Annotated in this window: 20 protein-coding genes; 6 read left to right on the top strand and 14 right to left on the bottom strand. The window is 74.7% G+C overall.

The genetic code is table 11. The features are described from left to right. The first annotated feature begins 96 nt into the window (after window positions 1-96). Together OP18_RS14195 and OP18_RS14190 are read left to right on the top strand one after the other, a co-directional pair. Entirely contained in the window at window positions 97-1,002 is a 906-nt protein-coding gene (locus OP18_RS14195) for a TetR/AcrR family transcriptional regulator C-terminal domain-containing protein (RefSeq protein WP_033359325.1), read from the top strand. Between the two features lie 22 nt (window positions 1,003-1,024). Continuing rightward, a complete protein-coding gene (locus OP18_RS14190; RefSeq protein WP_033359324.1) occupies window positions 1,025-1,474 on the top strand; it encodes a GNAT family N-acetyltransferase in 450 nt (149 codons plus the stop codon). A 98-nt stretch (window positions 1,475-1,572) separates the two neighbouring features. Here the strand turns inward: OP18_RS14190 and OP18_RS14185 are convergent, their stop codons facing one another. Next, window positions 1,573-2,607 (bottom strand): glycoside hydrolase family 113 protein, encoded by a 1,035-nt coding sequence (locus OP18_RS14185; protein WP_033359323.1) that lies wholly within the window; start codon window positions 2,605-2,607, stop codon window positions 1,573-1,575. 84 nt (window positions 2,608-2,691) lie between these two features. Here OP18_RS14185 and OP18_RS14180 point away from each other — a divergent pair, with 84 nt between their 5' ends. The 4 genes from OP18_RS14180 (at window position 2,692) to OP18_RS14165 (ending at window position 6,870) form a co-directional block, all read left to right on the top strand. Continuing rightward, on the top strand, window positions 2,692-3,291 hold the full coding sequence (locus OP18_RS14180) for a TetR/AcrR family transcriptional regulator (RefSeq protein WP_033359322.1): 600 nt from the start codon (window positions 2,692-2,694) through the stop codon (window positions 3,289-3,291). Window positions 3,292-3,376: 85 nt separating this feature from the next. Continuing rightward, complete coding sequence (locus tag OP18_RS52460) at window positions 3,377-3,688, top strand: trypco2 family protein (protein ID WP_052386702.1); 312 nt, start codon at window positions 3,377-3,379, stop codon at window positions 3,686-3,688. Window positions 3,689-3,693: 5 nt separating this feature from the next. Further along, entirely contained in the window at window positions 3,694-6,216 is a 2,523-nt protein-coding gene (locus tag OP18_RS14170) for a serine protease (protein ID WP_033359321.1), read from the top strand. Window positions 6,217-6,303: 87 nt separating this feature from the next. Continuing rightward, the gene (locus tag OP18_RS14165; protein ID WP_033359320.1) at window positions 6,304-6,870 is read left to right on the top strand and encodes a class IV adenylate cyclase; all 567 of its coding nucleotides are present in this window, start codon (window positions 6,304-6,306) and stop codon (window positions 6,868-6,870) included. A 31-nt stretch (window positions 6,871-6,901) separates the two neighbouring features. On the opposite strand, the gene OP18_RS14160 is transcribed toward OP18_RS14165, so the two are convergent. From OP18_RS14160 to OP18_RS14095, 13 genes are all read right to left on the bottom strand, one after another. Continuing rightward, window positions 6,902-7,903: a radical SAM protein gene (locus OP18_RS14160; protein ID WP_033359319.1), complete on the bottom strand. Its 1,002-nt coding sequence runs from the start codon at window positions 7,901-7,903 to the stop codon at window positions 6,902-6,904. A 46-nt stretch (window positions 7,904-7,949) separates the two neighbouring features. Next, window positions 7,950-8,324: a hypothetical protein gene (locus OP18_RS14155; RefSeq protein WP_156089513.1), complete on the bottom strand. Its 375-nt coding sequence runs from the start codon at window positions 8,322-8,324 to the stop codon at window positions 7,950-7,952. Window positions 8,325-8,408: 84 nt separating this feature from the next. Then, window positions 8,409-10,430: a hypothetical protein gene (locus tag OP18_RS14150; protein WP_033359317.1), complete on the bottom strand. Its 2,022-nt coding sequence runs from the start codon at window positions 10,428-10,430 to the stop codon at window positions 8,409-8,411. Window positions 10,431-10,434: 4 nt separating this feature from the next. After that, window positions 10,435-11,712 (bottom strand): YqgE/AlgH family protein, encoded by a 1,278-nt coding sequence (locus OP18_RS52455; RefSeq protein ID WP_052386701.1) that lies wholly within the window; start codon window positions 11,710-11,712, stop codon window positions 10,435-10,437. 131 nt (window positions 11,713-11,843) lie between these two features. Next, the gene (locus tag OP18_RS14140; protein ID WP_052386700.1) at window positions 11,844-12,734 is read right to left on the bottom strand and encodes an alpha/beta fold hydrolase; all 891 of its coding nucleotides are present in this window, start codon (window positions 12,732-12,734) and stop codon (window positions 11,844-11,846) included. Between the two features lie 197 nt (window positions 12,735-12,931). Beyond that, window positions 12,932-13,513, bottom strand: a complete 582-nt coding sequence (locus OP18_RS14135; protein ID WP_033359316.1) for a TetR/AcrR family transcriptional regulator — start codon at window positions 13,511-13,513, stop codon at window positions 12,932-12,934. A 43-nt stretch (window positions 13,514-13,556) separates the two neighbouring features. Continuing rightward, the gene (locus OP18_RS59600) at window positions 13,557-15,740 is read right to left on the bottom strand and encodes an acyl-CoA dehydrogenase family protein (RefSeq protein ID WP_211273544.1); all 2,184 of its coding nucleotides are present in this window, start codon (window positions 15,738-15,740) and stop codon (window positions 13,557-13,559) included. 81 nt (window positions 15,741-15,821) lie between these two features. Beyond that, a complete protein-coding gene (locus OP18_RS14120; protein WP_052386699.1) occupies window positions 15,822-16,583 on the bottom strand; it encodes a thioesterase II family protein in 762 nt (253 codons plus the stop codon). 8 nt (window positions 16,584-16,591) lie between these two features. Then, window positions 16,592-17,857: a cytochrome P450 gene (locus OP18_RS14115; RefSeq protein ID WP_033359315.1), complete on the bottom strand. Its 1,266-nt coding sequence runs from the start codon at window positions 17,855-17,857 to the stop codon at window positions 16,592-16,594. A 103-nt stretch (window positions 17,858-17,960) separates the two neighbouring features. After that, the gene (locus tag OP18_RS14110) at window positions 17,961-18,674 is read right to left on the bottom strand and encodes a sulfotransferase-like domain-containing protein (RefSeq protein ID WP_033359314.1); all 714 of its coding nucleotides are present in this window, start codon (window positions 18,672-18,674) and stop codon (window positions 17,961-17,963) included. Next, window positions 18,674-19,543: a lysine biosynthesis protein LysX gene (gene lysX, locus OP18_RS14105; protein WP_052386698.1), complete on the bottom strand. Its 870-nt coding sequence runs from the start codon at window positions 19,541-19,543 to the stop codon at window positions 18,674-18,676. Before lysX ends, OP18_RS14110 begins: the two co-directional genes overlap by 1 nt. Then, a complete protein-coding gene (locus OP18_RS14100; protein WP_052386697.1) occupies window positions 19,530-20,597 on the bottom strand; it encodes a BtrH N-terminal domain-containing protein in 1,068 nt (355 codons plus the stop codon). The genes lysX and OP18_RS14100 overlap by 14 nt, the downstream gene beginning before the upstream one ends. Then, window positions 20,594-21,307: a hypothetical protein gene (locus OP18_RS14095; protein WP_156089511.1), complete on the bottom strand. Its 714-nt coding sequence runs from the start codon at window positions 21,305-21,307 to the stop codon at window positions 20,594-20,596. The genes OP18_RS14100 and OP18_RS14095 overlap by 4 nt, the downstream gene beginning before the upstream one ends.

Genomic DNA, 21,307 nt, shown 5'->3' with positions numbered 1-21,307 from the left:
GACGACCGAAGGCTATACATGCGCTCTGAGCAGGGGCAATCGCTACTAGTACACCGAGTACGGCGCCAGTGGCGATGCCCTGGTGTACTAGTACTCGTGACCGACACCGAACCGCCCTACCGCCGGGTCGCCGCCGACATCCGCCGCCGCGTCGAGGCCGGCGAGCTGGCCCCCGGCGACCTCGTGCCGTCCGCCCGGCAGATCACCCAGCGGTGGGGCGTGGCCATCGCCACCGCCACGAAGGCCCTCGCCCTCCTGCGGCAGGAGGGCCTCACGACGGTCCGGCCCGGCATCGGCACCGTCGTGGCCAGCACCCGGCCGGGCGCCCGCCGCCGCGAGCGTCGCGACACCCCCGAGCTGAGCCGCGACCGGATCGTGGCCACCGCGATCGCCATCGCCGACACCGAAGGCTTCGCGGAGGTGTCGATGCGTCGGGTCGCCACCGAGCTGGGCGTCGCCACCATGTCGCTGTACCGGCACGTCCCGAGCAAGGACGAGCTCACCCTGTTCATGATCGACGCCGCCTTCGGCCCGGCGGTGCTGCCGGCCACCCCGCCACCGGGCTGGCGGGCCCGGCTGGAGCTGGCCGGCCGGGTGCTGTGGCGGCTGTTCCGCCGCCACCCGTGGCTGGCGCCGACCCTGTCGCTGACCCGCCCCCAGCCGGCGATGAACGGCCTGCGGTTCACCGAGTGGGTGCTCGCCTCCTTCGACGGCACCCGGCTGTCGATGACCGACCGGCTCCACGTCCACCTGCTGATGTTCAGCTACGTCCGCGGCCTCGCCACCACCCTGGAGGCCGAGGCGGAGGCCGAGCGGGACACCGGCATCACCGGCAACGAGTGGATGGACCGCGGCTTCGGCGGCGCCGAGCTGCCCCCGGACGTGCCGGTCTTCCGGCACCTGGTCGAGATCGACGACTTCGACCTGGACCTGGACCACCTGTTCGGGTTCGGCCTGGACCGCCTGCTCGACGGGCTGGCCACGTACATCGACGGCCGTTGAGCCACCGCTACAGTCCACGACCATGAGCGTCGAGGTCGAGGTCGTCAAGGATGTCACGGACGAGGTGGTGGCGGCGTTCGGCCGGCTGCTGCCGCAGCTGTCCGGGTCCGCGCCGGCGCCGGACGCGGCGGGGCTGCGGGCCCTCGCCGGGTGGCCGGGCAACCGGCTGCTGGTGGCGCGGGTCGGCGGGGTGATCGTGGGGACGCTGACCCTCGTCGTGTTCCCGGTCCCGACGGGCCTGCGGGCGCGGATCGAGGACGTCGTCGTCGACGAGGCGGCCCGCGGGCTCGGCGCCGGCGCGGCGCTGACGCGGGAGGCGGTGCGGCTGGCGCGGGCCGGCGGCGCGCGGACCGTCGACCTGACCTCGCGCCCGTCGAGGGAGGCGGCGAACCGCCTGTACGAGCGGCTCGGCTTCCGCCGGCGCGACTCGAACGTCTACCGGCTCACCGACCACGAAACCGACCACCGTTGAACCCGACCACCGTTGAACCTGGGCCGTTGACCTGGGCCGTTGACCTGGGCCGTTGACCTGGGCCGTTGACCCGCCGGGACGGGTCGGAGTCGCTGGGGTCAGCCGGCGCGGGCGTAGCGCTCGGCGATGGCGGCGAAGGCGGCCTTCGGCTCCCACGGCAGGTCCGGGTACGTGGTGCCGCACCGGTCCTCGAAGACCTTGACGATGCCGTAGCTGGCCAGGTCGAGGTCGTCGCGGGGCGGGCCGTCGGGGCGGTGCGGGTGGTCGTACAGGGCGAGCAGGAACACGAACGCGGTGTCCACGCCGGCGGCGTCGAAGGCGTCGAGCAGCTCGCCGATGTAGGCGGCCTGCCCGGCCTCGTCGCGGACGTAGTCGCCGTCGAGCCGGACGGGGCCGTGCTCGTCGTGCTCGACGACGTCCAGGCCCTGCGCGCCGCGGTCGCCGGCGCCCTCGTAGGTGGCGGCGCCGAACTCGGTGACGGCGACCGGCTTGCCCTGCAGGGCGGGGTCGCGCATCCCCTCGGCGAGCATGGCGGTGAACTGCCCGGCGATGGCGGCGGAGCGGTACACGTCCATGGAGACGATGTCGAACGGCGTCCAGTCGACGCGGTCGATCGGCACGGAGGCGTAGGTGACCGGGCCGGCGAACCGGTCCCGCACCACGGCGACCGCCTCGGCGAGGAACGCGTTGACCCGCGCGCCGACGCCGGCGACGACCTCGCGCAGCCGCTCCGGCCGGCGCAGCAGCTCCAGCCGCTGCTCAAGGGTGTCGCCCGGCAGGAAGCCCGGATGCATGACGCTGAGCTCGGCGCCGGTGACGAACACGATGTCGCCGCCGCCCCGGCGCAGCCGCTCCGCCCGCGCGGCGCAGTCGGCGAACAGCGCCAGCAGCTCCTGCCGGTCCAGCTCCAGAGGGTACGGCGAGAACCACACCTGCAGGCCGAGCGCGACGGCGGCCGCGGCGGCGAGCTCGATGCGCGCCGGGTCCCCGCCGATCACGCGCACCGTGGTGCAGTGCAGGTCGTCGCGGATGACGCGCAGCTCCCGGTCGACCAGGTCAGGATCGAACCGGCGGCGTGACTGCACGCCGTGCCGCACGAACCCGGTGTCGTAGGTGATGCCCTTGCCTCGCACGCGCGGCTCCTTCGAACGCTCGAATTAGGTACGACTAGTACCGTATTTTGACGAGCGGCGGCGGTCAAGCCGATGCTGGGACGCATGGCCGAGGACAGCACGACGCGGACCCGGCGGCGGGGTGCCGCCCTGGAGACCGCGATCCTGCACGCCGCCGCCACCGAGCTGGCCGAGCACGGCTACGCCGGTCTGACCATGGACCGCGTCGCCAAACGGGCCGGCACCAACAAGAACGCCATCTACCGGCGCTGGCCCGACCGGCTCGCGCTGGGCGTCGCGGCGTACCGGCAGCTCGCCACGACCATCGAGCCGCCCGACACCGGCACGCTGCGCGGCGACGCCCTCGAGCTGCTGCGCCGGGCCAACCGCCACTGGAGCTCCCCGCTCGGCGCCGTGCTGCGGGAGCTGCTGGCCGCCGCCGGTGGCGCGCAGCACCTGCTGGCGCAGCTGCCGGGCCAGTCGGCCGACGCCATGACCACCATGTGGCTGACCGTCCTCGGCCGCGCCGTCGCCCGCGGCGAGGCCGCCCCCACGGCGCTGCACCCACGGGTCGCCACCGTCGCGATCGTGCTGCTGCGCAACGAGTTCGTCACCCGCGGCGTCCCCACCGCGCCGGACGACGTGCTCGTCGACATCGTCGACCAGGTGTACCTGCCGCTCGTGCGGCACCGCACCGCCGGCTGAGACGCCGGGGGCCGGGGTCGCGGGCCGCGGTCCGTCAGGGCATGCTGGTCCAGCCGGGCCGGTCGATGTGTCAGGGGGTTGTGCCGTGGACGACGCCATCCAGTTGGCGGACGTGATCTGGCAGTTGCGGCACGAGCTGAGCCGGGCGATGTGGGCCGGTGAGCACGCGGACCTGCGGTTCGAGGCCGAGTCGGTCGACCTGGAGCTGACCGTGGCCATGGAGCGCGTCCGCGAGGACGGGGTGAAGGTCCGGTTCTGGGTCCTCGACGGCAACGCCGGCAGCACGCGCACCTCGATCGTCACGCAGCGGCTCGCGTTGAAGCTGCGCCCGATCCGGTCCGACGACCCGGGCCGGCCCGCGACGATCTCCGGCGCGGCGCTGCCCGGCGAGGAGTAGCCCGCGTGGACGGCCGCCGCGTCGTCCAGGTGCGGGTCACTCACGACGGCGGCGTCCGGTTCGGCTCCGGGTACCGGGTCACCGCCGGCACCGTGCTGACCTGCGCCCACCTGCTCGCCGGCGCGGCCACCGTCGAGGTGGTCCAGGACGGCGACGCCGCGGGCGGGGCACCGGCCCGGGTCGCCTGGCGGGACGACGCCGCCGACGTGGCACTGCTCGGCGTCGACCCCGGGGACCCCGGGGAGCCCGGCCTGGCGCCGTGCGGGTTCGCCCGGCTGCCGGACGGGCACGCCGTCGTCGAGGTGACCGCGGCCGGGTACCCGCGCTGGAAGCTGCGCCGCGACGCCGGCGGGACGTACCGCGACCTGCACGTCGCGACCGGCCGGGTCAGCACCCTGGCGAACCGGCGCAGCGGCCGCCTGGAGCTCACCGTCGAGCCGCCGCTGGAGAGCCCGGACGCGGCCGTGTCCCCGTGGGAGGGCATGTCGGGCGCGGCCGTCCTCGCCGGTGACCGGGTGGTCGGCGTCGTCGTCGAGCACCACCGCGACGAGAGCGCCCGCCGCCTGACCGCCGCCCGCGTCGAGCCGGTCGTGCGCGGCGCGGGCGCCCTGCTGGGGCTGTCCGGCACGGCCGGGCTTCCCCTGGTGTCCGCGCCGCCGGTGGACGGGGAGCCGCCCCTCGTCGAGCAGCTCGCCGGGCGGGTCCACGCCGAGCTCGATCACGAGCTCGACCGGCTGGGGGTGCACCGGCCGTACCCCCTGCCGGTGCGCTGGCGGCCGGGGCCGGACGGGGACATCGCCGGCACGTACCGCGGCACGACCACCGGGCGGCTGGTCATCCTCGGCGAGCCGGGCGGCGGCAAGACCGTCCTGGCGCTGCGGCTGGCGCACGCGCTGCTCGCCGAGCGCCGCCCGGGCGCGCCGGTGCCGGTGGTGTTCGCCGTGCGGACCTGGGACCCGCGGACCACCGCCCTGGACACCTGGCTGGCCGGCGCGCTCACCGAGCGGTACCCGGCGCTCGCCGACCACCGCGGCGTGCCCGGGACCGCGGCGCAGGAGCTGCTCGACCGCGGCCGCGTCCTGCCGGTCCTCGACGGCCTCGACGAGCTGGCCCCGGACCTGCGGGCCGAGGCGGTCAAGCGGCTCCCCGGCACCGGGCCGATGATCCTGACGAGCACCGCCGAGGCGTACCGGACGGCCACGGAGACCGCCGGCAGGCTGCACCGGGTCACGCACATCACCGTCACCGGCGTGGACCGCGACGAGCTGGCCCGCTACCTGCCGCAGGCCGGCACCGCCGGCTGGGCGCCCGTCGTCGCGCGGCTCGCCGGCGAGGAGCCCGGCGCGGCCGCCGCCCGCGACGCGCTGCGCACCCCCCTCGCGATCGGGCTCGCCCGCGACGTGTACCGCACCGGCGACCCGGCCCGCCTGCTGGACACCGCGGCCGTGGGCGGGCGCGCCGCGGTCGAGCGCCACCTCGTCGAGGCGTTCCTGCCCGCCGTGTACGCCGAGCCGCTGCGCGGGCCGGCACTGCGGCTGCGGCGCAGCACCCGGCCGTGGCACGCCGAGGACGACGTCGAGCTCGCGGTCGTCGGCCGGCAGGTGCGCACCCTGGCCCGGCTCGCCGGCCGGTCCCGCGGCGTGATCGCCTGGTGGCACCTGTATGGCGCGGTGCCGCCCGCCTTCCGGATGCTGGCGTCCGGCGCCGCCTACCTGCTCGCGGTCGCCGTCGGGCTGCTGCTCGCGAAGGCGGTGCAGGCCGTCACCGGCGCGGGCGTGGACCCGGTCGCCCCCGGCGGGCCGCTCGGCGCGGCCGCCGCGATCGGCGCCGTGGCCGCCGTGATCGGTGCCGTCCACGCCGGGCGGGGCACGCCCGGACCGGTCCGCACCCGGCTGCGGTTCCGCGGCCGGACCAGGGCGGCGCTGGTGAAGTTCGGCCTGATGTTCCTGCTGGGCAAGGCGCTGCTGCTGCCCGTGAAAGGGTTCGCGCTGCTGACCGGGCGGCTGGACCTGCTGGCCCTGATCGTGGCGTTGTCGTGGGGCACCGGCCTGGCCTTCGCCGGCACCTTCGCGCTGCGCGGGTTCGTCGAGGCCCCCGCCGACCTCGGCACCGTGCCGAGCGCGCCGGCGTCGTACGCCGCCAGCCGGCGCAGCCTGGCGCTGACCTGTGCCGTCGTGGCCGCCTCGACCGTCGTCGCGATCGGTGGGGTCTTCGCGATCCTCCGCCCGTTCGCGGTGCTGGGCCTGATGCTCGCCGCCTTCGCCACCCCGGTCCGGCTGGTCGTCGCCGTGCTGGACACCGCGTACGGCCGGTGCTGCCTCGTCACCCGGCCGTACTTCGCCCTCACCGGCCGCCTGCCGTGGCACACCGTGGACTTCCTCGACGACGCCCTGTGCCGGGGTGTGCTGCGGCAGTCCGGCGCCGTGTACCTGTTCCGGCACGAACGGCTCCGGCGCGCCCTGCTCGACGGGCCGCCGGTCCCCCGGCAGGACGCGCCCGGCCCGGCGCCCGCCGACCGTGCCGGGTGACGGGCCGATCAGCCGCGGGCGGCAGCCGCTCGTTGGACTGCCCGTCGACAATGATCATGCGGGCAGGACAGGCCGTACCATGGCGGGGTGGCGGGTGGGGCGACCGGCGGGGTGGACGAGGTCGAGAGCAAGCATCCCGTGCCGGATCCCGGTGCGCTCACCGACCGGCTCGCGGCGCTGGGGTTCCGCGCGGCTCCGGAGCAGGAGCAGCTCGACGAGTACTACGACACCCCCGACGGGCAGCTGCGCCGCCAGGACCTGGTGACCCGGTTGCGGGTGGTCGCCGGGGTCGTCACCGCCGGGTTCAAGGGTCCGCGCTCGTACGCGGACGACGGCACCTACCGGCGGGTCGAGGTGGAGTTCCCGGCCGGCGCCGGCACCCGCGACGCCTTCGCCCGGCAGGGCCTCGTCGTGGTGTGGCGGATGGCGAAGCGACGGCGCGAGTTCCACCGCGACGGGTTGGTCGTCGCCGTCGACGAGCTGCCGCGGGTGGGCACGTACGTGGAGTTCGAGGGTGACCCGGCGCAGATCACCCTCGCCCGGCAGCAGGTCGCGGGGCTGATCGGGCCGCCCGAGCCGCGCAACTACGCGGAGCTGGCCACCGGCTGGCTGCGCGCGCACGGCCAGCCCGACGCGCGCGAGCTCACGTTCTGACCCGCCGCGGGCTCCGGATCCCGGGGAAGGGTCAGACCACCGCCAGCCGGTTGTAGATGCAGATCGGGTCGTGGCCGCCGTCCGCCGGCCGCAGCGGGCACCCCTGGCACGGCGGCGCGGTGCGGGCCAGCTCCGTGTCGCCGGCGCGGCGGAACAGGGCGCCGTCCTGCCAGTGGTACGCCGCGAGCGCCTCGTCCTCCAGCAGCATGCCGCACGAGAAGACCGCCCCGCCGGGCAGGAACTGCAGGTTGGTGCGGTCGCGCACGGCGCAGGTGCCGCGGTCGGCGCCGGGCACCGGGAAGTCGAACGCGACCTGGCAGTCGACCGTGAACGACTGGCGCGCCGGGCGGTAGGCGGCGACGACGTCGAGCACCCGGCGCCGCCACTGCGCGGCCGGCACGGACTGGCCGGCGGCGTGCAGGGCGCCCCGGCCGACGGGTGAGAACCAGTGCATGTTGAGCCGGCCGGCGCCGCTGGCCTCGGCGTAGGCGAGCATGTCCGGCACCGCGTCGAGCGTGTCGGCCAGCACCGTGCAGTTGAGGTCGAACGGCACGCCGGCGGCGCGCAGCTCCTCCACGGTCGCCACCGCGTCGGCGAAGGCACCACGGCCGCGCAGGCGGTCGACGAGCCCGGCCGACGGGGCGTCGAGGCTGACCGCGACCCGGCTCAGCGCCGCGTGCACCGCGGGCAGGGCGGCCCGGAAGCGCCGGCTGCCGTTGGTGACGGTACGCACGCGGATCGTCGCCGCCGTGTCCCGTACGATCGCCGCGAACTGCGGGTGCAGCGCCGGCTCGCCACCCAGGACGGTGATCTCGTTGGCCGCGCCGGACGCCCACCCGACGATCGCGGCGACGGTCGCCGGCGTCATGTGCTGGGTGCGGTCGAAGTAGGCGTCGGGCAGGAAGCAGTACGAGCAGCGGCGGTTGCACCGCGAGGTGATGTACAGGTCGATGCTGTCGAGCTTGAAGTCCGAGGCGGAGAGCCTGTGCCGCGCGGCGGAAGGCCTGAGCGGCGAGGCGGCAAGCCGGGTCACGCGGCGAATCATGCCATCGCCCGGGGCCGGTCCGTGGCAGAACCGGTCAGCGGGGCTTGAGCGAGTCGCGCTCGGCGAGCTCCAGCACCGTGCGGCGCTCGTGCTCGTCGCCGGTGCGGATCACGCTCGCCGGGCTGCGGAAGCCCAGTGCCGGGTGCAGGTCGCGGGCCCAGGCGCGGGCGACGCTGCCGAGGTCGAACAGCCGCTGCACCTCCAGCACGCAGTGCAGCCGGGTGCGGGCGGCCGGGTCGGCCAGGGCGGCCTCGGCGGACCAGCCGGCCAGCGGCGCGTCGAGCCCCGCGCCGAGCAGATATGCCAGCAGGTCGGGGCCCCAGACCTGCTCCGCGGTGTCGAGCAGGGCCAGGTCGTCCAGAGCTGGGTCGTCGGCGACCGCATCGGCCACGGCGGGGGAAGCGCCCATGTCCTCGACGGTACCCGCGGGTGGGGCGGCGCGCATGGGCCGATCAGCCCGACTCGCCCGGGACCACCCGGGCCGGCCGCCCGGTCACACCGACTCGTGCATCAGCAGCGCGGCGACCTCGCGGGCGATCACCCGCAGCGTGCCGGGGCGCAGCCGGGCGTCGAGCAGCGCCGCGCGGATCGTCTCCCACGAGTCGAGCAGCCGGCCGTCGTACGACAGCGGCGGCCGGTTGCGCAGGTACCGGTGCAGCACCACCGCGTGCTGGACGATCCAGTGCAGGTAGTGGTCCTCCCGGTCCCAGCTGGCCAGCCGCATCGCCTTGCGCAGGTGGTCCTCGACCTCGCGGAAGCTGCGGGCGCCGAGCATCCGCGCGTCCTGCCGGACGTTGGCCATCACCGGGTGGAACAGGTGCCCGACGGAGTCGGGGAACGTGTCGTGCCACTGGTCCCACATGACGGCCTCGTCCTCGCCGCCGAGGGTCATCACCGCCTCGGGGCGGGTGTCGCGCAGCAGGTACTGCAGGTACGCCCAGATCGCCGGGGTGCTCATCAGCCGCTCGGCGCGGGTGGTGCGGATCTGCGCGCCGACCATGGCGTCGTCGATGTCCAGGTCGCCGACGCCCGGGAACGCCTTGGCCCCGCGGGCGACGTCGAGGATCATCCGGTCGCCGCGGTAGTACTCCAGCTGCACCGCCCACGGGTGCGTCGGGCGGCGCAGCAGCTCCGGGTCCTGCAGCCGCTCCGCGACGCGGCCCGGCGAGCAGAACGACATCAGCGAGTCGACCTCCGGCGGCCGGGCGCCCTCGACCAGGGCGAACCAGCGCTCGACCTCGTCGGTGAAGCGGACCCGCCAGCTGCGGGTGTGCTGGTCGCCGGCCAGGTCGTCGAAGCACAGCACGACCCGCACGCCGCGCGCCGACAGCGCCGCGGCGACGGTCGCCTGCACCGCGTAGATGAGGGTCGGCTGGCGCAGCCGGACCGGCCAGAACACCAGGTCCAGCGGCGTGTCCGGGGTGTCGTCGACGCGCCGCCAGCGAAACTCGTAGTCCAGCTGCCGCAGCAGCTCCACCGCCGACGGCCGGGTGCCGAGGACCGCTTCGAGGGTCGGCAGGTGTACCCGGTGCAGCGCGGTCCCGGCGGGCGCCACCGGCTGCTCGACCGGCCGCGGGGGCGCCTGCGTCTCCGGGCCGGGCGGGGCGGGCAGGGTGGCCAGGCCGCGCCGGACCGCCGGGAACAGCCGGTCGACGTCGACGCCGGTGTAGATCAGCGCCGCGCCGACCGGGGACGCGTCCTCGTCGTGCCGGGCCCACAGCACGTCGGACTGCTCCTGGACCGCGCGGGTCAGCGCGTCGTTGCGGCCCGGCGGGTACCCGGCCACGCAGAGCGTGTCGCCGCGCAGCGCCTCGGCGAGCGCCGCGACGAGCGCGGTGTCGTCGGCCCGCAGCGGCTCCGGGTCGTGCAGCAGCGACCGTTCGTCGGTCTCCGACGTGGGCCGCCAGTACCCGTGCAGGTGCAGCACGTCGATGCCGTCGGCCGGGCCGAGCGGCCCGGTGAACGTGCCGTCGCGCCGCAGGGTGAGGCTGCGCGCGGTCCCGCCGGCCCGGCGCACCGCGATCTCGATGAGCGGGTCGAAGTTCGTGGTGACGACCCGGCGCTGGAACCGGTCCGGCAGGCCGGCGAGCAGCTCGCCGAGGGCCACGACCCCCGGCGGCAGCGACCACGCGTCGCGGTCCTCCTCCAGCTGTACCCCGCGGTGGTAGCCGACGCGTTCCCAGCCGACGGCGACGCGGGCCGGGCGGTACGCCTCGAGGGTGGCCCGCTGCACGACGATGTCGAACTCCACCGGGGACAGCCACTCGGTGAACGCCCGCCGGTAGGCGGTGTAGAGGGCGGCGTCGCGCCGGGTGGCGCGCAGCTCGGCGAGGGCCGCCTGCAGGTCACTGTTCTGCAGCGCCTGCGCGACGAACTCGTCGGCCAGGTCGACCATCCGCTCCACGCCGGGCACGACCCGGGCGGTCAGGCCGGAGCCCAGCACCAGGGTGACGTCGCGCCCCTGCCGGATGGTGGTGACCAGCCGGTTGACGAGGCTCTGTTCAGTACCCGTCACGCCGTCACCAGCCCTGCGGCGGATCGCTGAGCCAGGCGGCGAGGTCGGTGCCGGTGTCGACGAGGTCACCGGTGGCCAGCTCGCCCTCCAGCTGCTGGGGACGCCAGCCGAGGTAGCCGACGAACAGGTACGCGGCGGCGACCACCGACTCCGCCCGCGCGGGATCGGCATCCAGGGGCATGACGACGAGGTCCCGCCCGAGGACCCGCCAGCCGTCCGGCGCGGCGGCGCCGGGGCGCAGCACGGCCAGCAGCAGCACCACGTCGCGGACCGGCCCGCCGTCCAGGACGGCCGGCACGTGCAGCGACCCGGCCAGCTCGTCGCCGAGCACGTGCGCGGGTGAGCGGGTCGCGGGGCGGTCGAGCCGCACGCCGATCGCGCCCTCGATCGGGGAGTGGGCGAGGATCGCGACGGCCCCGTCGAGCTCCGGGTCGGCGCCGCCGGCGCCGCCGCGCAGGACCCGCCCGACGAGGGAGCTGTCGGGCCGCGGCGACTCGGTGCGCGACGGCCGGGCCGGCACGTCCGCCGGCCGGGCCGCCCGGCGGGCGTTGACGACCAGCGGGATGCGGTCGCCGCCGTTGCGGGCGCGCAGCTCCGGGATCGGCCGGCCGCGGGCGCGCTGGACCCGCCGGATCTCGTCGTGCAGGGTGCCGAGGTCCAGCAGCTGCGGCCCGCCGTCGACGCCGTCGCGCAGCAGCTCGACGAGCACGCCGGTGAACGCGGTGAGCGGCTCGTCGGGCGGCGCCAGGGCGACCCGGTTGCCGGACGCGGCGACCAGCACGCAGCTACGGTCGATCTCGACCTGGGTGGCGAGCGCGGCGTCGTCGGCGGCGCCGAGACCGGGGATGGCCCGCCCGGCGTAGCAGCAGTCGAGGATGACGACGCGGTGCGCGCTGCGGCTGCCCTGCACCAGGCGGCGCACCCAGTCGAACGGCACGGCGCTGGAGTACGCCGAGTCCGGCATCGTCTGGCCGACCGCGAGGTGCAGCACGCCGGTGTCCGGGTCGATCACACCGTGCCCGGCGAAGTACAGCAGCAGCAGCCCTGACACGTCGACCTCGGCCGCGGCGCGGCGCATCACGGCGTGGACGTCGCGCGGGGTCTCCGGGTTGTGCACGACCCGGCACGCGTCGGGGTCCAGCCCCCACCGCTGCGGGTCGATGAGGACGTCCCGCAGGGCGGTGAGGTTGTTGGTGACCGCCGGGATGGCCGGGAAGTTGTCGTAGGTGCTGGACCCGACCAGCACCACGCGCGACCGCCGCGGGTCGGACAGGTGCGTCAAGACGCGGGCTCGCCGAGCCGCCGGTCGCCGTCCCCGGAAACGTCCCGCACCCGCACCACGCCACCTTCCATCGACCCGCGTCGTCGGCACCGAGGGTATACGGTCGATGCCCCTCGGTGCATCCGCGGGGGCTACCCTTCGGCGGCCGCCGCCCTGCCCGCGGGTGGCGCGCCCTCGCCGGGCTCCTTGCCGTCGATGAAGTCGACCACGGCGCCGACCACCTGCGGCTCGCGCAGCAGCCCGCGGTGCCCGAGCCCTTCGGTGATCCGCAGCGTCGCGGTCGGCCACGCCTCGGCGATCGCGATGCCGTCGGCGACGGGGATGGACCGGTCGGCGCGGTCGTGCACGATCAGCGTCGGCGGCATCAGGACGGCCCGCCCCAGTTCCGGCACGTCGAAGTGGCGCATCGGCGCGCCGACGCGCCGCTCGACCCGCCGGTTGAGCCGGGACAGCACGCGCGGGCCGAACCCGAGCACCCTGGCGAAGTACTCGGCGTACGAGGCGGGGCTGGCCATCGGCGCGATCATCACGACCCGGCCGGCCCGCAGCCCGTCGCACAGCGCGACGGCCGCCGCGACCGAGCCGAGCGAGTGCGCGACGATGCCCTCCGCGGGCCCGTGCGCGGCGACGGCGGCCTCGAGCGCCGCGGCGAACTCCGGGATCGACGACGACCTGGGCCCGTACGCGCCCGGCCCGGACCGGCCGTGGCTCGGCGCGTCGAAGGCCACCACGGTGAAGCCCCGGCCCACGAGGCCCGGCACGAAGGGCTCCAGCTGGCCGCGGTGCCCGGCCCAGCCGTGCAGCAGGTACACCGCGGGCCCCTCACCCCAGGCGACCCCGGCGACGTCCGCGGCGCCGGCCTTGACGGTGAACGGCCGCCCCGGCGGCAGCGGGGTGCCGGCGGCCCGGGCGGTCCGGGCGGCCCGGACGGCCCGCTTCGGCAGCCGGAACCAGATCCGCTCGGCCCACCGCGCACCGAGCGCGGGCGTGGCCCGTTCCAGGATCCGGAAGGCGAGCCGCACCGGCCGCGGCGCCTGAAAAAACCGATCGTTCGTGCTTTTCTGTGTCGCTGCTACGGCCTCGACTGCCATGGGACTCCTCGGGGTGGGTGCGGTGGTGGCGACGCCGGCCGGCGGACCACCGGCGGACGGCAGGTGCGGGATCGGGCCGGCTGCGGCCGCGGGTCAGGTGCGGGATCGGGTCAGGCGCGGTCGCGGGGTCAGGCGCGGACGCGGTCGAACAGGTCCTCGAGGGCCTGCCGGGCCCGCGGCTCGGCCCGCTCGTCCTCGAGCAGATGGAAGGCCTGGTGGAAGGCGAGCAGGATGCCGTTGAACCCGTACGCGGCCTGGTCGGGGTCGGTGTCCTGGCGGAACGCGCCGTCGGCGACGCCGGCGCGGAACATCGTGGCGACCATGTCGCACATGTCCCGCTCACCGCGCACGACCTCGTCGCGCACGGCCCCGGGCTGGTGGTGGAACTCGGCCGCGGCGGTCACGAAGAGGCACCCGCCGGGCGCCCCCTCCCACCGCAGCCAGCCGTCGAAGAGCACGCGCAGCCGCGGCTCCCCCCGCGGCGCCGCGAGCGCGGGCCGGACCACCAGGTCCACGAACCGCGCCCTGGCGTGCTGCAGGACCTGCAGCTGCAGCGACTCCTTGGACTTGAAGTGCCCGAAGAGCCCGCTCTTGGACAGCGCCGTGCGCTCGGCGAGCGTGCCGATGGTCAGCCCGCCGAGCCCGACGGCACGGGCCACCCGCGCGGCCTCGTCCAGCACCGCGAGGCGGGTCTCCTCACCCTTCCCCATGCGCTAAGAAAAGCACGACCGTTCGTCTCACGCAACCCCGTCGCTACCGGGCGGTGACGGCGGCGACCTGCCACAGGGCGGCCGGGCTGCCCAGGCGCAGCGACTCGACGGCCACCTGCCGGTACGCGGTCACCGTGGTCGAGTGGGCCAGCATGCCGCGCACACCGTGCAGCTGCAGGGCGGTGCGGCTGGCGGCCTGGGCGTGCTCGGCGACGGCGGCCAGCAGCGCCGCCGCCGTCGTGGGCTCGTCGCGGTCGTGGTCCCAGGCGGCCTTGTGCAGCACCAGCCGCCAGCCGTCCGCCTCGCCCATGAGCACCGCCAGCCGGTGGGCGACGGTCTGGCGTTCCACGAGCGGCCGGCCGGACTGGACCCGGGTGTTGACGTGGGTACGGGCCACCTCGAGAATCCGGTCGGCCATCCCCAGCAGCAGCGCGGCCTGGCGGATCCGGGCGGCGGCGAGCGCGCGCTCCCAGTGCGCCGCGGTCACCGGCAGCGGCGCGGCGGTGGCGCCGTCGAAGCGGATCCGGGTGGCGGGCGTGCCGAAGTGCTCGAACGCCTCGACCAGCGTGGTGCCGGGGTCGGGGAGCACCAGGTGCCAGCCGTTGCGGCCGTCGTCGGCGGCGGCGTGCACCAGGCACAGGCCCGGGTTGCCGCGCGGCAACGGCTCCGATTCGCCCCAGACCGTGCCGCCCTCGCCCCACACCGTGCCGTCGGCCTTGACCCGCACGCCGGCACCGCCGCCGCCGGGGACACCGGCGACACCGGCGGCGGCCCGGGCGCCGACGAGCACGGCGTGGTGGGTGCCCTCGTACAGCGCGGCGACGGTCTCCGCCGGCAGGTCCGCGTCGGCGAGCAGGTCCAGGGCGAACGCGGTCTCCCGGTAGGCGCTCAGCGGCTGCAGGGCGTACCCGAGCCGCTCGTTGACGACGATGTCGGCGGTGAGGCCCAGGGCCAGCCCGCCGAGCCGCTCCGGTGCGTTGAGCGCCGGCACCCCGATCGTCGCCAGTTGGGCGGACAGGTCGCCGGTGTGGGTCAGCACGGCGTCCACCGCGTCACGCAGGCGCGCCTGCAACGGATCCAGGCGCGGGCCGGGCGCGCCGCCGGCGGCGCTCACCCTCGCGCTGCTGAGGATGTCCAGCATCACCTCGGACGCCCCGCCGGAGATGGTCACGCCGGGCGCCTCGCGCAGCGCGGCCTCCAGGATGCGGTCGCCGGTGTCCGGCCCCGGGACCAGCGCGTCGGGGCCGAGCGCGTCCAGGCTCCACCAGGCGACGCGCTGCGCGGTCTCGCTGCAGTGCCACTTGGCGAAGGACGACTCGGCGATGTCGGCGTTGCCCTCCTGCAGGTTCTGCATGACCTGGCAGCTGAGCAGCTTGCTGGCGGCGAGCCGGGTCCGGTAGCGGGCCAGGCCCACCCGGTCGCCGTGCTCGCCGAGGCGGTCGGCGATCATGTTCAGCCAGTGCCGGCCCCGGGCGTAGTAGTCCAGGCCGGTGCGCTCCGCGGCGAACATCTGGGTGATCAGCGACCAGCCGGCGCCGGCCCGGCCGAACACCGCCGAGTCGTCGACCCGCACGTCGGTGAACCAGATGTCGTGGAACTGCTCGTTGGCCATGCTCGGGATCGGCCGGATGACCACGCCGGGCGCGTCCAGCGGCACGAGGAAGAGCGTGATGCCCTCGTACTGGCTGGCCTGCGGGTCGGTGCGCACCGCGATGAGCGCGAAGTCGGCGTAGGCGCTCTTGAGGTTGTACGTCTTGCGCCCGTTGATCACCCAGCCGTCGCCGTCGCGGACCGCGGTGGTGGTCAGCGCGGCGAGGTCGGAGCCGTTCGTCGGCTCGGTGAACAGGATGCACGCGGTCGTCTGCGCGCTCGCCATCGCCGGCAGCAGCGTGCGGCGCTGCTCCTCGTCGCCGGAGGCCAGGATCAGCGAGCCGACGTTCTGCACCGAGATGCAGTACAGGTTCTGCGGGATCCCGCGGGCGACGAGCTGCTCGAGCAGGGTCACGGTCGCGGTGTAGTCCAGGCCGCGGCCGCCGTACTCGACGGGCCACGAGGGCGCGAGGATGCCGGCGGCGCCGAGGTGCCGGTACAGCGGGCGGACGTCACCATCCATGCCGTCGCGCCGGGCCCGCACGTCCTGCAGCAGCCGTGCCGTCTCCGGCGAGCGCAGCACCGCGTCCACCTCCGCGGCGAAGTCGGCGGTCTCCTGTGGCACATCGAAATCCATGCTCTGCCTCCTTACGACAGCGGCTCAAGAACAGCGGCGGCTCAGATAGGGGCGGCGACGCCGCGATGGCAACGGCGGCGTTCAGAGGCCCCGGATCGCGGTGGTCACGCCGCGCAGGACCTGGGCGTGGTGCTCGGTCAGGAAGAAGTGCCCACCCGGCAGCACCGTCAGGGTGAACGGCCCGGACGTCTCGTCGCCCCACGGCACCATCGCTGACGGCGGCACCCCGGGGTCGTCGTCCCCGCACCACGCGGTGACCGGGCAGGTCAGCCGCGGCCCGGGCCGGCGCCGGTAGTTCTCGATCATCGCGAAGTCCGCCCGGATCATCGGGATGAGCAGGTCCAGCAGGTCGTCATGGGCGAACACGGCCTCGTCGGCGGCGCCGTAGTCGCGCAGCACCTGCAGGAACTCGGCGCGCGGCAGGCCGCTGACCGGCTCCCGCGGCCGCACGATCGGCGGCGCCGGCCGGCCGGTCACGAACAGGTGCCGGGCGGGCCGTCCCATGGCGGTGAGCCGCCGGCCGACCTCGAACGCGATGATGGCGCCCATGCTGTGGCCGAACAGCACCGCCTCGGTCGGCTCGCCGGCGATGGCCTCGGCCAGCTCGTCGGCGAGGGCGCACAGGTCGGTGGCCGGCGGCTCGGTCATCCGCGCGCCGCGCCCCGGCAGCTGCACCGGCACCAGCTCCACCCGGCCGGTGAAGTACCGGTCCCACGCCGCGTAGTAGGTGGCGGAGCCGCCCGCGAACGGGAAGCAGTACAGGCTGTGCGTCGCGGTGGCGGACTGGAACCGCCGGTCGAACCACAGCGGGGCGTCACTCCGGTACGTCTGCTGCGCGCTCACGGACCCACTCACCGGGCGGCCGCCACGGTCTTGCGCGGCGTGAAGCGCACCGGGAGGCTCTTGTACCCGGGCACGAAGTGCGACGCGACGTGCTGCACCTCGCCGGCGATCTCGACGGTCTCCACCATGTCCAGCAGCTCCTCCATGAAGATCTGCAGGGTCACCTTCGCCATGCCGGCGCCGATGCAGTAGTGCGGCCCGACACCGAACGCCACGTGCCGGTTCGGCCGGCGGGTCAGGTCGAAGGTGTAGGGATCGTCGAAGACGCGCTCGTCGCGGTTCGCCGAGCCGAGCCAGGCGCTGACCGGCTCGCCGGCCCGGATCGTCTGGCCCTGCAGCTCCACGTCCTGGATCGCGTACCGCATGAGCGCGGTGACCGGCGACGCCCAGCGCAGCACCTCGGCGAGGGCGATCTGCAGGTCCTCCGGGTGGTGCCGCAGCCGCTCGAACTGGTCCGGGTGCTCGGCCATCTGCGTGAACAGGGTGCACAGGGTGTGCGGGGTGGTCACGTTGGCGCCGATGAGCAGCACGTAGCCGTTGACCATGGCCTGCTGCTCCGTCATCGGGCCCTCGGACAGGTCCATCTGCCGCATGATGCCGATCGCGTCGGGATGCTCGTCGTCGCGGGTGCGCAGCGCGAACTGCTCCTTGAACGCCTCGAACATCTGGTGCCGCGCCTGGCGGACGGTGGCCATCGCGTTGCCGGCCGCGTATGTCGGGTCCTCGTAGGCGATCGTCATCATCACCACGTGCATCAGCCGCTCCCAGGACTCCGGGGGCAGCCCCATGAGCGTGCCGGTGATCGACATCGCGAACATCATCGTGTCGTGGGCGATGTCGTAGACGTCGGCGTCCAGCGCCCGCTGGATCGCGTCGCGCGCCAGCCCGCGGATGAGCTTGTCGTGCGTGGCGACCAGCGACGGGGCGAACGCGTGGTTGAGCGGCTCGCGCAGCTCCCGGTGCCGCGGCGGGTCGGTGTCGGCGAGCATGTCGTCGGTGGCGATGTCCGGCGTGTTCAGGTCGAGCACGCTGAGGATCGTGCCGCGCCGGGAGGAGAACTCCGTGTGGCTGCGCAGCACGCGGCTCACGTCGGCGTGCCTGGTCACGACCCAGAACTGCTCCCGCCCGCCGCCCGGATCCGCCTTGTACACCGGGGCCACCTCACGCAGGTGCGCCCACAGCGCGTGCATGTCGGTCGTGGCGTGGAAAGCGGACCGGAGCAGATCCGGGTCGTCGAACTGCACCGGACAGAACGGCGGCGTTGAGATAATCATCGACCATGCCTCTCGATATCGCCTGTGCATGTCGTATATGTCGAGTGTCGAATAAGGCTACAGTAGCCTCGGGCACCGGGGGCGGCAACCGCTGCGCGCCGGATCAGATCCGGATCCGTCGATCCCACAGCTGCTCGTAGAACGGCAGGTGGTGCTCGTAATACCTACGCAGCAAGGGATCCGTCTCGACGGTCCGGTCGTAGGCGCGCTCCGTGCGCCGCACGGTCGAGCTGTTGCTGACGTCGGTGTGCCAACGCGCTGACTGGCGCCACTCGGACCGCTCCCCCGGCTGCCAGTGCAGTATGTCGTCACGGAACGGCAGCCCGACCGCCGCACAGTACGCCCGGGCGGTCCGCTCCGGCTGGTCGACGAAGTCGTCGGAGTCGACGACCACCGGCTCACCGCCGGCGTCCAGCACCGCCTGGTGGAGGCGCCACAGGTACTCGACGCCGACCTCGCGCAGCGCCATGTCGGGCTTGATCGCCGCGTACGACGGGATGATCTCCCGCGGGTGCCGCAGCAGGAACGTGTGCCGCCCGCCCTTGAGGAAGTCCTGGCGGTCGAACACGGTGTCGTACTCGCAGTCGGTGGTGTCCTTGAAGAACACCGTGCGCTGCCCGGCGAGCGCCAGCAGCACGTCGACCAGCTCGCCGCTGGAGGTGACCACCCGGTCGCCGGCCTCGGTGCGGCCGTCGTTGGCGATGTTGCAGAACGGCTCGTGCAGCGGCAGCAGGTCGTCGCGCTCCAGCATCATCCTGAAGAACACGGTGGACCTGGAGCGCGGCGCGCTCCACAGTGCGAGCAGTGCCGGTCCCATCAGCGCTCCATCTCTTCCAGCGCGGCCACCAGCCAGTCGACGATGCAGCCCGCCACGTCCACCCCGGTCGCGTCGATCGCGCCGTGGAACTCGGGGGTGTGGTTGACCTCGTTGGCGAACATCCGCCCCTGCTGGTCGATCAGGATGTCGACGCCGAGGAAGCCACCGCCGACCGCCCGCGCCGCCGCGACCGCGAGGTCGTTGAGCTCGGCGGTGATCGGGCACGGGGTCGGCGCGCCGCCGATGGCGGTGTTGGTGCGCCAGTCGTCGACCGCGTTCTTGTAGATGGCGCAGACCACCTCGCCGCCGGCGACGTAGGACTTGATGTCGCGGCCGGGCTTGTCGATGTGCTCCTGCAGGTAGAACACGTGCTGCTGCGGGTTGGGCAGGGCGGCGCGGTGCTCCAGCACGGTGCGGCCCTGCTCCTCGTCGTACACCCGGGCCGTCAGGTGCCCCCACGAGCCGGTCACCGGTTTCACCACCACCGGATAGCCCAGCTTGGGCATCGCGTCCAGGGCGGCGGGGGTACCCCACGCGACGGCCGCCTGCGGGATCGGCAGCCCTTCGCGGTGGAACGCCAGCGCCGTGCGCAGCTTGTCGCCGCACGTGTCCAGGACCTCGGGCCGGTTCAGCGTCGGGACCCCGAGCGCGGCGAGGGTGGAGGCGACCGAGCTGGCCCGGCTGTGGCTGACCTCGCGCATGAGCGCCGCGCGGAACGGTGGCCGCCCATCGGCCAGCAGCACCGTCAGGCGGCGCGGGTCGACGTGCTCGAAGCGCAGCCCGCGGCGGTGCATCGTCTGCAGGATCAGCCGCTCCTCCCGGCGTACCCGGGAGGCGACCACGGCGATCGGCAGTTCAGTGGTGTCCACGGTGCCCCTCCTCGATCTGCCGGTGCACGGCGTCGGCGGCCAGGTCCAGCTGCTCCAGCGCGACCTCGAGCCGGCGGACCAGCTCGGTGCCGTGCGCGCGCAGCTCGTCGAAGCGGTGCCGCCCCCAGACGCGCGAGTGCGCGCCGGTCATCCGCACCCCGGTCCAGCCGTGCGCGACGGCATCGACGCGGGCCGCGGCCTCGGCGAGCTCCGGGATGCGCCACCGCAGGCTCTGCGCCCGCAGGAACTCCGCGTGCAGCCCGGCCTGGGCCTGGATGTTCCAGCTGATCACGTACAGCTCGCTGAGCGCCTCGCCGGCCGCGGCCGAGCCGGGCTCCAGCGCGCACAGCTCGGCGAGGTACTGCCGCAGCCCCTCCACCCCGGTCTGGGTGCCGGGCGGGGACGGCTGCCGGTAGCGGGTGACGTTGTCGCGGAGCACGCCGGCGAGCCACTCCAGGCCGGCCTGCGGCGGCGGGCCGTCCATGCGGGCGTGCAGCCAGCGCCGGTCGCTCGGGCTGGAGCTGAAGAACACGTCGGCGTCGTCGGCGGGGTTGGCCGAGCCCCAGCTGTTGAGGAAGTCGGCGATCGGGATCGGTCCCTGGAAGGCCGGCGGCTGTGCGTCGGAGACGTACACGTGGGTGTCGGTGATGCGGTACACCACCAGCAGGTGCGCGGCGTGCACGTCGTGGAAGGCGGGGCGGAACGGCAGGTGGTAGTTGTCCACCGCGGCGATCGGCAGCACGCCCGCGGCGAGGGCGTCGCGCAGCTCGTCCAGGCCGTCGCCCGTGCCGTCGCGGGGATCGCCGCCGCTGCGGTGCCACGTCGACTCGAACGGGTGGAACAGCGCGAGCCGGCCGGCGAGGGAGTCCGGCTCGGCGTGGAAGTAGTACTCCTCGGTGGTCCAGGCGCCCGGGCGGCGGCGGAACTCCCACGGCGCACCGAGCACGGTCACCGGGTCGTGTCCGTCGTGCAGCAGCACGGTGGCGAGCGTGCCGTGCAGGCAGCTGCCGAGGTCGCGGGTCCACAGCTCGACAGGGGTCGCGGTGCTCGTCATGCGGCCGCACCGCCCGCGAGGCGCGCGTCGGCACCGCCCGCGAAACGCCCGTCGGCGCCGTCGGCGAGACGCACGTCGATGCCGGTCACCAGGGTGATCGCGAAGACGTGCAGGGCCACCAGGCGCGGCAGCCGCAGCGCCTGGGCGCGCCCGCGCCGGGGCATCCCGACCCTGGCCAGCCACATGGTGGTGGGCAGGCGCTCCTGGACGTGGTGCGGGTAGTGCATCCGCGCGGTGCGGAACGCGGGCAGCTCACCGAAGGCCGGCGTGCCGTCCAGGAAGTCCGAGACCCCGACCCGCAGCGGGTCGGCGTGCCCGTCGTCGTAGTGCACCCACAGCGTGTCCTCGCTGCGCCGCTCGGAGGCGGCCAGCAGGTAGATCCAGTCGTAGCGGCCGGGAGGGATGTCGATGACCTGCCCCTCGGAGCGCACGTTGTCGCCGTCGGGGTTGGCGTCGGGCCACACGAACGGGATGCCGGCGATCTCGATGACGGCGCCGGGCTCGGGCAGCTCCCGCGACGGGAACGAGTTGCCCCACGCGTTCAGCCGGCCGGCGTCCAGGTCACCCGTGCCGGTCGTGGCGCGGTTGTTGAGCAGGTCGTCGATGCCGATGAGGCAGAAGTCCGGTTGTGCCGTCGTGCCGGGCAGCCGCTGCACGAGACGGTCGTACGCGCCGGGGACGAGCACCGGACGGTCTGAAACCTGGCTCAT

Source organism: Dactylosporangium aurantiacum, assembly GCF_000716715.1.
GTDB classification, from domain to species: domain Bacteria; phylum Actinomycetota; class Actinomycetes; order Mycobacteriales; family Micromonosporaceae; genus Dactylosporangium; species Dactylosporangium aurantiacum.
The sequence above is the reverse complement of the archived record's forward strand: the minus strand, read 5'-3'. Positions and strand labels throughout refer to the sequence as shown.

Bases quoted from the DNA above. Each gene is read 5' to 3' on its own strand.
- OP18_RS14190 (WP_033359324.1), top strand. From the start codon at position 1,025: ATGAGCGTCGAGGTCGAGGTCGTCAAGGATGTCACGGACGAGGTGGTG.
- OP18_RS14180 (WP_033359322.1), top strand. From the start codon at position 2,692: ATGGCCGAGGACAGCACGACGCGGACCCGGCGGCGGGGTGCCGCCCTG.
- OP18_RS14155 (WP_156089513.1), bottom strand. From the start codon at position 8,324: ATGGGCGCTTCCCCCGCCGTGGCCGATGCGGTCGCCGACGACCCAGCT.
- OP18_RS14135 (WP_033359316.1), bottom strand. From the start codon at position 13,513: ATGGGGAAGGGTGAGGAGACCCGCCTCGCGGTGCTGGACGAGGCCGCG.
- OP18_RS59600 (WP_211273544.1), bottom strand. From the start codon at position 15,740: ATGGATTTCGATGTGCCACAGGAGACCGCCGACTTCGCCGCGGAGGTG.
- OP18_RS14115 (WP_033359315.1), bottom strand. From the start codon at position 17,857: ATGATTATCTCAACGCCGCCGTTCTGTCCGGTGCAGTTCGACGACCCG.
- OP18_RS14110 (WP_033359314.1), bottom strand. From the start codon at position 18,674: ATGGGACCGGCACTGCTCGCACTGTGGAGCGCGCCGCGCTCCAGGTCC.
- OP18_RS14100 (WP_052386697.1), bottom strand. From the start codon at position 20,597: ATGACGAGCACCGCGACCCCTGTCGAGCTGTGGACCCGCGACCTCGGC.
- OP18_RS14095 (WP_156089511.1), bottom strand. From the start codon at position 21,307: ATGAGCCAGGTTTCAGACCGTCCGGTGCTCGTCCCCGGCGCGTACGAC.